The sequence below is a fragment of the Paenibacillus paeoniae genome (assembly GCF_003388735.1).
Classification (GTDB): Bacteria; Bacillota; Bacilli; order Paenibacillales; family Paenibacillaceae; genus Pristimantibacillus; species Pristimantibacillus paeoniae.
This window is the reverse complement of the sequence record NZ_QUBQ01000005.1, coordinates 317,710-330,490: the sequence shown is the minus strand read 5'-3', so window position 1 is coordinate 330,490 and position 12,781 is coordinate 317,710. Positions and strand designations below refer to the sequence as shown.

11 protein-coding genes are annotated in these 12,781 nt (G+C 51.0%); 5 read left to right on the top strand and 6 right to left on the bottom strand.

Features of this window, described 5'->3' with window-relative positions:
- The first annotated feature begins 126 nt into the window (after window positions 1–126).
- From uraA to DX130_RS21915, 5 genes are all read left to right on the top strand, one after another.
- Window positions 127–1,425 carry a uracil permease gene (gene uraA, locus DX130_RS21935; RefSeq protein WP_116048990.1) on the top strand — a complete coding sequence of 433 codons (1,299 nt, stop codon included), beginning with the start codon at window positions 127–129 and terminating at the stop codon, window positions 1,423–1,425.
- A 136-nt stretch (window positions 1,426–1,561) separates the two neighbouring features.
- The gene (locus DX130_RS21930) at window positions 1,562–1,765 is read left to right on the top strand and encodes a PLDc N-terminal domain-containing protein (protein ID WP_116048989.1); all 204 of its coding nucleotides are present in this window, start codon (window positions 1,562–1,564) and stop codon (window positions 1,763–1,765) included.
- 190 nt (window positions 1,766–1,955) lie between these two features.
- Complete coding sequence (locus tag DX130_RS21925; RefSeq protein WP_116048987.1) at window positions 1,956–2,579, top strand: bifunctional transcriptional activator/DNA repair enzyme AdaA; 624 nt, start codon at window positions 1,956–1,958, stop codon at window positions 2,577–2,579.
- Window positions 2,580–2,581: 2 nt separating this feature from the next.
- The gene (locus DX130_RS21920; protein ID WP_116048986.1) at window positions 2,582–3,121 is read left to right on the top strand and encodes a methylated-DNA--[protein]-cysteine S-methyltransferase; all 540 of its coding nucleotides are present in this window, start codon (window positions 2,582–2,584) and stop codon (window positions 3,119–3,121) included.
- A complete protein-coding gene (locus DX130_RS21915; RefSeq protein ID WP_116048984.1) occupies window positions 3,099–3,917 on the top strand; it encodes an SPL family radical SAM protein in 819 nt (272 codons plus the stop codon). The genes DX130_RS21920 and DX130_RS21915 overlap by 23 nt, the downstream gene beginning before the upstream one ends.
- Window positions 3,918–4,079: 162 nt before the next feature.
- On the opposite strand, the gene DX130_RS21910 is transcribed toward DX130_RS21915, so the two are convergent.
- From DX130_RS21910 to DX130_RS21885, 6 genes are all read right to left on the bottom strand, one after another.
- On the bottom strand, window positions 4,080–5,249 hold the full coding sequence (locus DX130_RS21910; protein ID WP_116048982.1) for a MalY/PatB family protein: 1,170 nt from the start codon (window positions 5,247–5,249) through the stop codon (window positions 4,080–4,082).
- Between the two features lie 162 nt (window positions 5,250–5,411).
- Window positions 5,412–6,284 carry a MetQ/NlpA family ABC transporter substrate-binding protein gene (locus DX130_RS21905; protein WP_116048981.1) on the bottom strand — a complete coding sequence of 291 codons (873 nt, stop codon included), beginning with the start codon at window positions 6,282–6,284 and terminating at the stop codon, window positions 5,412–5,414.
- Between the two features lie 40 nt (window positions 6,285–6,324).
- Window positions 6,325–6,930 (bottom strand): methionine ABC transporter permease, encoded by a 606-nt coding sequence (locus DX130_RS21900; protein ID WP_240644648.1) that lies wholly within the window; start codon window positions 6,928–6,930, stop codon window positions 6,325–6,327.
- A 92-nt stretch (window positions 6,931–7,022) separates the two neighbouring features.
- Window positions 7,023–8,030, bottom strand: a complete 1,008-nt coding sequence (locus tag DX130_RS21895) for a methionine ABC transporter ATP-binding protein (RefSeq protein ID WP_116049063.1) — start codon at window positions 8,028–8,030, stop codon at window positions 7,023–7,025.
- Window positions 8,031–8,120: 90 nt separating this feature from the next.
- Entirely contained in the window at window positions 8,121–9,338 is a 1,218-nt protein-coding gene (locus DX130_RS21890; RefSeq protein ID WP_116048979.1) for a GTP-binding protein, read from the bottom strand.
- A gap of 432 nt (window positions 9,339–9,770) precedes the next feature.
- A complete protein-coding gene (locus DX130_RS21885) occupies window positions 9,771–12,662 on the bottom strand; it encodes a polysaccharide lyase family 8 super-sandwich domain-containing protein (protein WP_116048977.1) in 2,892 nt (963 codons plus the stop codon).
- Between the last annotated feature and the right edge of the window lie 119 nt (window positions 12,663–12,781).

Below are 12,781 nucleotides of genomic sequence, written 5' to 3'. Positions count from 1 at the left end.
GGATGCCTTGCTTAATGGAATATAATTAGCGCTTCTGTGAAGAAAACGCTTGCCAATCACAAAGGAAATCTGTAGAATCATCAAAGGAATTTGTCGAATTTCATTATAATTCAAGGAGAATGATCTATGATTAAAACGATCGGCGTCCACGAAAGGCCGCCAGCCGTCCCTGGCCTTCTGCTCAGTCTGCAGCATCTGTTCGCGATGTTCGGCTCGACGGTACTCGTACCCAACATTTTTGAAATCGATCCAGCCATCTGCTTGCTGATGAACGGTATCGGTACCCTGCTTTACATCCTTGTTACCAAAGGAAAAATCCCGGCCTATTTGGGCTCCAGCTTTGCTTTCTTAGGTCCTGGCGGCGCTATAATCTTCAGTAAAGCGGCAGGAGGCGGCTATGCAGCAGCTCTCGGCGGCTTCATTGCAGCAGGCGTCATCTTCACCGTTCTGGCCTTCATTATTCAAGTGGCGGGCACAAAATGGCTGAACGTCGTATTCCCTCCTGCTGCTATGGGCGCTATCGTCGCGATTATCGGCCTTGAGCTTGTACCGGTCGCGGCTAAAATGGCAGGCTACATTCCAGGTGACAAGGACGATCCCGCTACTTGGGTTATGAATCCTAATTTCGTTATTATATCGACAGCAACACTTGCTGTTACCGTTCTGGGATCGGTGCTGTTCCGCGGCTTCATGAGAATTATTCCGATCCTGTTCGGCATTATCTTCGGCTACACACTGGCCTACTTTATGAAGGAAACCAACTTCAGCAACGTAGCGGAAGCATCCTTCATCTCCAGCCCGACCTTTACATTTCCTGAGTTCCATTGGTCAGCGATTATCGCAATCGCTCCAGTTGCCTTGGTTGTTATCGCCGAGCATATTGGACACTTGATCGTAACAGGCAATATTGTCGGCAAGGACCTGAGCAAAGACCCGGGCTTGCACCGCTCGATGCTCGGCAACGGTATCTCTACGATTCTGTCTGGCTTTGTCGGCTCTACACCTAACACAACATATGGCGAGAATATCGGCGTACTGGCCATTACGAGAGTATACTCTACCTTCGTCATCGGAGGAGCAGCAGTCATCGCAATCATCCTGTCGTTCTCCGGCAAATTCTCTGCACTCGTATCCGGCATTCCTACGCCGGTTATGGGCGGTGTATCGCTGCTTCTCTTCGGTGTCATCGCAGCTTCCGGCTTGCGGATGCTTGTAGAAGCGAAGGTCGATTACAGCAAACCTACGAACTTGTTCCTTACGACAGTTGTACTTGTCATTGGACTTAGCGGCGTAGAGCTTACGTTCGGCGAAGTCGCCTTCAGCGGAATGGCGCTTGCAACGATCGTAGCGATTGTACTTAGCCTGCTGTTCAAAATCTTCGAAGTGCTTCGCATGACGAACGACGACGACGCAGCGGCTCATTAATTCGTACATGTTGCCCTGCCAGCGAACTTCATGTTCGCTGGCAGGTTTTTTTATTGAAACGAGAGAGGGAGCACAGTCGTACTTTAGTGAGAGAACAAACATTTATTTCAAATGAACCCATGAGGAGGAGAAATACATGGCTTCAGTAGGAATTTTCGGATTACTCATGCTGCTCATTATGTTTACTTTATTTATTCTCAATATCGCGACTAGCGTATGGGCATATCGCGACGCCAAGCGATTGGGCAGAAGCAATGAATACGCCTTGCTGATTCTCATTGGCACGATTGTGTTTCCTGTCATAGGCCTTATCATTTATTTAATCATTCGAAAAGACTAACTCCCCTAATGATCCCCCATACTTATCCCTGATTCCCGCTTCTTTTCTTTCACTTTGAGTTTCCTTTCCTCTGCCCTTCCCTGTCTCTTTGCTTAACAACCTCTCTATTTCAATATCTTGCTTTTCCATCTTATACAGCGTACGTTCGTTCCATCCATCCGTTATACTATGGATAGAAGGAGTGAAGCGGATGACAGCTGGGCCACTGGGACAACTACCAACCGAACAAGCTTATAACCGATCCAATAAAAAGTCCGGCTCTATCTCTGAGGAGCAGTGGCAGGCAATCATGTCTAATGACGGCTCGTATGATGGACGATTCTATTATGCGGTGCGTACAACGGGGATCTATTGCAGACCCTCCTGTAAGTCCAGGCCTCCGAAGCGAAGTAACGCAGAGGTATTTCCCACGTCTGCCGACGCCGTCTCAGCGGGATATCGTCCATGCAAACGATGCAAGCCAGCAGGCGAGCGTCTTCCCGATGAAGAATGGTCGGAGCAAATTGCAGCATACGTGGATCGGCATTATATGGAGAATATCGATCTTGTGACGCTTAGCGAGATTTGCCATGGCAGTCCCTATCACCTCCACCGCACATTCAAAAAAACAACAGGCATGACGCCGCTCGCTTACGTGCAGCAAGTCCGGATGAAAAATGCTGAACGGCTGCTTATAGAAACGGACAGCTCCATCACTCATATCGGTGAGCTTGTCGGCATTCGGAATACGCCTTACTTTATAACATTATTCAAGAAAATGAACGGATTTACGCCTGCTGTCTTCAGACAACAGCGTCATATAGGAGGGAAATAATTATGACAACATCACGAGAACATGAAGAAATATCGATATACGGGACCCTGCTTCAGCATGGAAGCTGGACTGTACCGATAGGAGCTACTGCCGATGGCTTATGCTGCATTGGGGCGAACGGAGAATCGCTGGAGGATCTGATGATGCGCGAATCATCTCGCTTCAACGTGTCGCAATGGGTGCAGGACGATAGCAAGCTTGAGTTATACAAGGAGCAAATTACACAGTATTGGGACGGTAAGCGCGAGAGCTTCACCTTCAAGCGCGATACAGGAGGGACGGCTTTCCAAAACGCCGTATGGGAGGCTTTGCTTGCTATCCCCTATGGCGTCACGGTCTCATATAGCGATATTGCACAAGCTATCGACAAGCCAAAGGCTGTTCGCGCAGTCGGTTCTGCCATTGGGGCGAACCCTCTTCTAATTATGGTGCCTTGTCATCGGGTCGTAGGGAAAAACGGAGCGCTTACGGGATACCGAGGCGGATTAGCGATGAAGACCAAACTATTGGAGCTGGAAGATGCGAATCGAACCGGAGTATAAAGAACCGAAGACGATTCTGAATAAAGGCACCGGCTTTCTATCCGGCTATACCCATTCGCTTAACCCGTATACAGGATGCGCCTTTGCATGCTCCTTCTGTTATGTACGACAAATGCCAGTCTCGCTCTTCCGCCAGATGGACTGGGGCACATGGGTCGATGTGAAGCAAGGAGCGGCGGCTGTCCTTCGGCGCCAGCTGCGTACAGCGAAGAAAAGGGGCGCGGTCACCATCTTTATGTCATCCAGTACAGACCCCTACCAACCGATTGAACACAAAGAGCTTGTGACGCGGTCGCTTCTTGAAGTAATGGCGGAGGAACCGCCAGACTTTCTGCTCCTTCAGACACGGAGCCCGCTTGTGACCCGCGACATCGACTTGCTCAAGCAACTGGAAGAACGGGTGCGCGTCAGTATGACTATTGAGACGGACCTAGATGATATGCGCAAGCTATTCACTCCATCGGCTCCACCCATATCGGCCAGATTGCGTGCGCTAACCCAATTGACCGAAGAAGGCATTGCAACACAAGCCGCAATTGCCCCCCTGCTTCCAAGCAGCGAGAGCTTCCCGCAGGTGCTTCGCCAAGCAACCAATCGAATATGCATCGATGACTACTTCAATGGCGATGGCAGCGGCGGCAAGCGTACGGGGCGGCTCGGATTAGCCTCCCTCTACCGAGAGCATGGACTGGAAGAATGGTATCATCCAGATGCTCTGCATAAGGTTGTTGAGCGTATGCAAGACGTTTTCCATGAAGGCGAGTGGTTCATGAGCCCTCAGGGATTTGAACCTTGAACAGAACGAAAGTGAATAGCTCTGAACCAATAAACACATGGCTCCCCCGGAGCGAGTGGAGAACAGATAGAAGTCGGATGGCACCGTCTCATAAAAAAACGAACCTGGCCTCCACGAGCAAGGCTGCTGGTTCGTTTTTTGTGACGAGTAAATTAATGTTAGTTATGCCTTCGCCGCCTCGCAAAATTGACGAAGCGCCTGCTCCAGAATGAATCGCGGACATGCCAGATTCACGCGCAGCCAGCCTTCCCCCTCCACGCCGAAGGTGGAGCCTTCATTAAAGGCAACCTTCGCCTTCTTGTACATAAGTTGTTTCAAGCCGTTCTTATCCAGACCAAGTGCTCTGCAATCCAGCCATAGCAAGTAAGTTCCGTCCGGCTTCATCGGCTTCACTTCCGGCAGATGCTCGTCCAGATAAGCAAGCGCATAATCCAGATTGCCCTTCACATACAGGAGCAATGACTCCAGCCAATCCTCGCTCTCGTTATAGGCAGCAACGACCGCATCCTGCGCGAAGTGCTGTGCCATATGGATACTGAGCGTCTTGATTCTTTTGTCGAGACGTACCCTCATCCCGTTATTGGAGACCACCATAAATGAGGTATGCAAACCCGGCAAGTTGAATGTTTTCGTAGCAGCCAGACACGTAATCGTAATATCCGCCAGCTCTTCCGACAACGAGGCGAAAGGTACATGCTCATGACCCGGGAAGATCAAATCGCAATGGATCTCGTCCGATACCACAATAACGCCATAACGGAGACACAGGTCACCTAGTGCAAGCAGCTCATTCCGACTCCATACACGCCCTCCAGGATTATGAGGGTTGCAGAATAGGAACAGCTTCGCACCGTCCTTGAATAAGGACTCCAGATGCTCCAGATCCATCTCATAACGGCCATCCTTGTTCAAGAGCGAATTCTTCGCGACGACGCGATCGTTGCTCTCGATAACATCGTAGAACGGATAATAGACAGGTGTCTGAATCACGACTTTGTCCCCGGGCGAAGTGAACTGCTCGACGGCCAGGCTAAGTGTCGTCACGACGCTAGGGCTATCGACGATCCAACTCTTCTGAAAACTCCAACCATGACGGCGCTCGAACCAGCTAGTAATGGCATCGAAATAGTCGTCCGTACGGATCGCATAGCCGTATGCGCCAAGCTCCACCCGTTTGTGCAAGACGTCCCTGACCGCAGGCGGACTTGGGAAGTCCATATCAGCTACCCAAAGCGGCAAAATATCTTTATCTCCAAATAGCGGCCCTACTTGATCCCATTTGTAGGAACGCGAATTTTTACGATCAATCAGCTCATCAAATGAATAAGACATAGCTATCACCTCGTCGTTGTTGTCGCTCCTCATACCAGAGCTATTCTATTTCTCTATCTTAACCATTCCTCTCCTTGAAATCAAAGAAAATCACATAGTAAAAAGATCGTTCCGCTCTGCCACAGGAGGCGAAGAGAAGCGATCTTAAGTTGATTTATGTCTTTAGTCGAATGCTGTAACGACTGCCCCTTTATAGGTGTCGTTAATAAATTTCTCAACATCCGATGATTTTAGTGCCTGTACCAGCTTTTGAATGGCAGCGTCATTTTTATTATCGGATCGCACTGCCAGTATATTCACGTAAGGGGAGTCCTTGTCTTCAATAAAGAGAGCATCCTCTATCGGGTTTAGGTCCGCTTCAAGCGCGAAGTTGGTATTGATGGCCGCGATATCCACCTCGTCCAGAACACGGGGCAGCGTGGCAGCCTCCAGCTCCACGAATTTAAAACCGCGCGGATTGTTCTTAATGTCCGACACTGTCACTTCGACTCCGGCGTTCTTATCCAGCTCGATTAAGCCATGCTGCGCTAACAGAATCAAGGAGCGTCCTCCGTTGGATGGATCGTTCGGGATGGCGATCTTCGCACCGTCCTTCAGTTCGTCTATCGTTTTAATTTTGTTCGAATAGACGCCGAATGGCTCTATATGAACGCCCGCAGCCATGACCAGATCATATCCCCGATCCTTGTTGAATTGATCGAGATAAGGCTTATGCTGGAAGAAGTTCGCATCTAGCTGCTTCTCGTACAGTTGTACATTGGGCTGAATATAATCGTTGAACTCTATAACTTCAAGCGTAATACCCTGCTCCTTGAGCGAAGGTATGAGATGGGTCAAGATTTCAGCATGTGGTACTGGCGAAGCACCCACCTTGAGCGTTACGGCCGATTGGCCCGGCGTTGCCGTAGGCTGACTGCCTCCATTGCCTGGGGATTGCGAAGCGCCGCCTGTTCCATTGCCTCCATTATTGCCGCAAGCCGCCAGCATAAAGGCTAGCATGATCGACACCATTGCCTTATACGATTGGTTTTTCATCTTCATCTCCACCTGCTTCTTTATCTATTGGTTGCATTGTTTACCTTCGACTGAACGTTCGGACCAGCATATCCCCCACCATCTGCAAAAGTTGTACCAGTATGAGCAGCAAAGCAACTGTCACGACCATGACATCCAGGCGGAATCGCTGATAGCCGAACCTTAAGGCGAGATCGCCAAGTCCGCCCCCGCCGATAACGCCGGACATCGCGGTATAGGAGACTAGCGTAACGGCAGTAATGGTAATGGCCGCGATCAATCCTGTACGCGCTTCCCGAAGCAGCACATGCAGTACGATCATCCCCCTCGAAGCTCCCATCGCGGTCGCGGCTTCTATCACTCCTCTGTCCACCTCTCGCAAGGAGGATTCCACCAGCCGGGCGAAGAACGGAGCAGCAGCTACAACTAACGGCGGTATCGCTCCTTTGACGCCAATAGACGTGCCGACAAGCATCTTCGTAACCGGCATGATCAAGATCATCAGGATGACGAACGGAACGGAGCGCAGCACATTGACGATGACGGACAAGATGCTGTACAAGACCCTATTCTGCAAGAGCTGACCCTCTGAGAAGAGGAACAGCACAATTCCCAGCAGCAGCCCCAAAAGGATCGTAAACAACAAGGAGAATACGAGCATGTACATCGTTTCATTCGATGCTTTGAAGATATCCTCCCACCGGATCTCTGCGAAAAAAGAAAACGGGTTAGCCCATGCGATTATCATTATCTTCTCGATCATAGCCTGCTCACCTCAAGTCCCTGCTCGCCTAATTCTTCAACAATGCGATTGACCTCGGCATCGCTGCCTCTCAGCTCTACAATCAACTGGCCGTACGGAACATCTTTCATTTTGGATACAGTACCCTGAAGGATGGCAAACGTAGCATTCGTTCTGCGAACCGTCTCATATAACACTGGCTCATACGTCTGATCCCCCCGAAAGTGTATGCGCACCATTTGCCCCTTTACCTGATAAGCTCCGACCGCTTCACTGCCGAACGTATCGGACACCTCGCTGACGAACTCTCTGGTGATCTTGTTCTTCGGATGGAGAAAGACATCCAGCACCGTTCCGCTCTCCACAATTTGTCCATGATCCATGACGGCAACGCGGTCGCATACCGAGCGGATGACGCCCATCTCATGTGTAATAAGCAGAATAGTGATGCCCATCTTGCGATTGATCTCCCTCAACAACGTCAATATGCCCTCTGTCGTCTGCGGATCGAGCGCCGATGTCGCCTCGTCGCAGAGCAGCACCTCGGGATCATTCGCCAGCGCTCTGGCTATGCCGACGCGCTGCTTCTGCCCGCCGGACAATTGTTTGGGGTAATGATGCTGGTATTCCGTTAGCCCGACAAGCTCCAGCAGTTCGTCAACTCGCGCCTTCATTTGGTTTGTGCTGATCTTCGCGATACGGAGTGGAAAGGCGATATTGTCTCTCACGGTTACTGTGGTCAACAGGTTGAAGTGCTGGAAGATCATCCCGATCCGCTTCCTCTTCTCCTGCAGCTGCTTCTCGCCAAGCGCCATCAGCTTATCACCTCCGACGATGACGGTACCCCCGGTAGGTCGCTCCAACAGGTTCACGCTTCGAAGCAGCGTACTCTTGCCGGCTCCTGACCGGCCGATTACGCCGAATATCTCTCCCTTATCCACCTTCAGGTTAATGCCGCGCAGAGCGATAAAGGATGACTTTTTGCCGGTCTGGTATACCTTCTCGATGTCGATGAGATCAATCAGTGAAAACACTCTCCTTAACCGCTTCGCTGATCCTATTTTTTGATTATGAGGAAAAACTATGCATCCTTTATTTATTGGACTGATTTCTGCCTATTGTGCGAACACATTCGGCATCGGATCAACGAACGTCGCCCAGTTCATCCCCATCTCCTGCTCCGTTAACAGGCAAGCGTCAAGGCCAGCAATAATCCCCTCTCGGTCCATGCTAATACCGATAAATACAAGCTTATTGACCCGATCCCCATACTCCGAATGCCACTGCCTTGCAAGATCAGGCTCCTCCAGCAGAATGGCCTTCTGCTCCGCTGCCGGCAGCGCCGCGACCCAGTAGCCCGAGGGGCCAAACTGGACGGATGGTCCTGCTTGGCTTAAGCTCTGCGCCAGTTCATTGCGCGTAGCCAGCCACACGATACCTTTCGCCCGAACGACATCAGGCGACCAATTCTCCATCCAGCCCATTAGACGGGTCGGATGGAACGGTCTTGCTCGTTCATAGACAAAGGAGGAAATGCCATATTCCTCTGTCTCCGGCGTATGCGCGGGCTTCGCCAGCTCCTTCATCCAACCTGCCGATACGCTGGCCTCTTCAAAGTTAAACAACCCTGTATGCAGAATGTCGGATGGCTTCACGCGCCCTTGCTCCGTACGGATAATTCGCGCTCTTGGCTGAAGCTTGCGCAGAATGCCCTCCAGCTCTGCAAGCTCCTCTTCTTCGACCAAGTCGCATTTATTGAGCAGAAGCACATCACAAAATTCGATCTGATCCATAAGCAAATCTACCACGTCACGAGTATCCTCATCGCCTACAGCCTCATTGCGATCCAGCAGCGACTGCCCAGAGGAGAAATCATGCCAGAACCGATACGCATCTACGACCGTAACCATGCAGTCGAGCTGGCAATATTGCGAGAGATCAATGCCTAGCTCTTCGTCGATGTAAGTAAAGGTTTGTGCGACGGGTACCGGCTCTCCTACTCCTGTAGATTCGATCAAGATGTAATCGAAACGTCCCTCCTTCGCCAGTCGCTCAACCTCCTGCAGCAAGTCGTCGCGCAGCGTGCAGCAGATGCAGCCATTGGACATTTCCACCAGCTTTTCTTCTGTCCGGCTGAGCCCGCTGCCGCCCCGGACCAGACTGGCATCGATGTTCACCTCGCTCAAATCATTGACGATAACCGCCACACGCAAGCCTTCCCTATTGTTCAAGACATGATTAAGCACTGTCGTTTTGCCCGAGCCCAAATAGCCGCTCAACACCGTCACTGGCAGCTTCCGTTCTTTATGAGGGGTCGATTGTTCGTGATTCATTTTATTGCACTCTCCTTAATCGTAATGTTTACGATTATAAGGCGCGTTTGAAAGAATAGCAACCCCTAGCTGTCGCACCACTACTATTTTTGCGCATAAAATTTTTTGCACAATTAGTAGCGTGTGACACTACTGTTTCACCTTTGGGGGCGATTCCAAGCATTTAGTGTTGCCCTGCACAACTATGTTAGGATTTCTCCCCCTCTGACACGATTAGTGGCTATATAGTGTGGCGAGGCTATTTCCGCGATTGGGCCTCATATGCTCATTTAGTGTGGCGAGGCTATTTCGGCGGTTTGGCCTGATTGGCTCATTTAGTGGTGTGTGGCGATACTATTTCGAATATTGCCCTCTGGCACAATTAGTACGTGAGGCTATCCCGCCTTTTGAGACAGCCTCTGCCTGCATCCACTCCACTCTTCCTTGTTTTAATTACTTTGTAAACCTGATCGTATGCGTCCCGCCTTTGGCTCCGGCCACATTGACTGTCAGTTTTATAGACGGCGACACTTGCTGCACAGTCACAGTTGAATCCGCTGAAGCCAGTGTCCACCCCGTTCGATTCAGCTCCATTGCAATCGCCGATTGGCGCTGTGTTGGATCAGCTACAGCTATGACAAGCTCGGTATCCGTCTCCTTCACGACTACGGAAGCCGGCTGCTTGGACGCAATTCCGTCTACGACAGCCGATGCCCAGTAGTTAATAGCTGTAATGCCAAGCGTATGCTCCCTGACAGACTGTACGCTCGTACCGTTGCTGAGCACCGTAATATCAGGTGATTCGCTGTAGCTCTGCGTCGTTGCTGCATCAGCATTAGGCAGCAGGACATAAGAATAGAAACCGATATTAGGATTGACGCCATGCTGAAAGGCCAGGCTGACATATTCTCTCGTAACAGGGATCGTCGAGCCACCATTGTTCACTTCACTCCAAGTGCCCGTACGTGCCTCACGCATCCCTTGAAGCTGCGCCGGCCTCGGGAAGTAATAGCCGATGTCCCCTTTGCCGTCACCGCTCAGATGCGCCCAATTCACATCGGACAAAGCCGAATTCCAGCCCGCTTGTGCAGGTTGCGCCACTCCGTTGACCGTCAGGGCTTGACCACCGCTTTGCACCTTGCGGTTTTCTACAATCGTTTCCACCTTACGTCCGTCCCCGCCTGTAATGCCCGTGCCTAAAGCGACGATTTCATTATCGAAGAAGAACCATGATTTCTTGCCTGTTAGCGTGCTGTTCTGCATATCAAGCTCCATACCTGCAGCCCCGTACAGCCCCTCCAGGGAAGCACCGCCAACCCACGGTTTGGAGCTGAAATAATAGTTCCAGTCCGCTAATGGGGCTTGTGCATGATCCGTTGTCGTGCCAGGCAGCCGCAGCATATCTGCAGTAGCCCAATAACCGTCGCTATATTGCAGCAGATCGTCATTGTACAAATAGGTCATTCCGTTGCCTGTATGCCAAGGCTTCTTATTCTCGCCGTTGCCGTATTCATAGCTTGCAATTCGATTGGAGGACATGCTGATTCCCATGGCAAAACCGGGACGCGAATGAACGATGCGATCCATTCCGGCAAACACATGGTACTTGCTTAATTCCGCTCGCGGCAAAACCGCTTGATCCTGCAGCAAACCTTTGATGATATCGATATCGTATACGCTTAAGCCGACGTAGTAGTTATCGAAGGAGGTATCTTGCAGAAGCCAGCTCTTCGCAGCAGACTTCATGCGATCCCCTTCAATAACTGGAGCGGCTTGGGCCAACCGAAGAATGCTGCGAATAGCTCCGCGTCCGGTCGTATGATCGGTGGATGACTCACGTGAGGTCGCGCGGCCTCGCACCATATCCATCATTGCGCCTTTAACCATTAAAGGCTCAAAGGAGTCCTCGATCCAGCGATACACATTGCCCGCTTGCGGATCGGTTGGCATCCAGGGAGATTGATGCAGCAGATCGAACATATCGGCAAGCCGATCCAGCAGTACAGTACCGTAGCTTCCTGTATAAGCAATATAGCCGTGTTGGACGAACGAGCCGTCCCTATAAAAGCCATCGCCTTGTGTCACATAACGGAACACAGGACTGAGCGCATCCCTTCCCTGATTGAGCTTGGCAGCGGACAACCCCGTTGCTCCTCTCAATACGACAACAAAAGACTTATCCGCCAGATTGGCCCCCGATTCCTGCAGGGCAGGCTGCACTGTTCTGCGGGAGGGATCGGGAACAAAGCGGTCAATCGCTCTATTGTAATTGCCGACCTGTACCGAGGTCAGACGGTCAAACAGCAGCACCACAATATCATTCAAATGCTGGGGCGAGCCGATCTCCCAGTCCCACCAGTTTTTATAGACGGAAGTTGTCTCGTTGTAGCGATTCACATTCATCCAATCAAGAGCATGGATCAGATCCTGGAGCAGCGTTTCATTGCCGCGAAGGGGTGAACCCTCTGTCGCGTACGCCAATGCCATCTCTTTTAAACGTCCATATGCCCCCGTTACATGAGAAGATTCAGCCGTGCTGGACAGGTCGCTCCATAGAAAGCTGCGCCCGCTTTGCTTGTTCAGCGTGTCCCAATACCCGCTTGCGCTGCTATTGCTGACCCTGTTCGCCACAGCCATAATGGCAGCATTCATATCCATGTCGGCAGGCTGATAACGGCCATTGCCAGTTAATTGCAGCAGCCGTTTGTCCCGCAAGGCCTGAAATAAGGAGGGATCGACAGGCGGCTGGATCGTACCGGTGCTGATTGAGATCGCATCAAACCAGGCGGATCCTGTTGCACTTTCATAAAATAATTCAATTTTGACCCGCGTGACATTAGCAGGTATGACTAGCTGCAAGGTCTGTTCCGACCAGGCGGTCGTTCCCTTTATAGGCACAGAGGATGGGCCATCACTGATTTTAACATTGGCGCTGTTCAAATATTGCGTCCGTATAAAGGCTCCCCCATACGATAAGCCCGATTGCAGCGCTTCTGTCTTGATCCATCCTCTCAGCGTGTAATTCTCGCCCGGCGTTACTTCAACCGTCTGCAGCACATCTGCTCGCGCGGTGGCGACCGAGCTGATTTTGAGTGAGCGGGTTCCCTCATAAAAAACGGTTGAATCCAATGAAAGAGCAGGCGCTCCGGCTGGAACCCAGTGACTCCAGAAGGCAGGCTGCAACCCCGTCCAATACCCGCTTGCGGCTTGCGCCGTCTCAAAGCTTCCATTCTGCACATCCCCTGCCGACGCACTCACTAATGATTGTTCCTTTGCCGGAAGACCAGCTGTCATCAACGCAATCGATAGTAGAATGCAAGCGGCATAACGCAACCATGATCTCATCCTTCTATTCCCTCCTGTCAGATACGTGCCCTGTACATGTCAATTAAAATGTAAGCGCTACCATAAATGTAATTGTGATTACTATACCCCGTACTCTATTCTAATGGAGTGTCTATTTT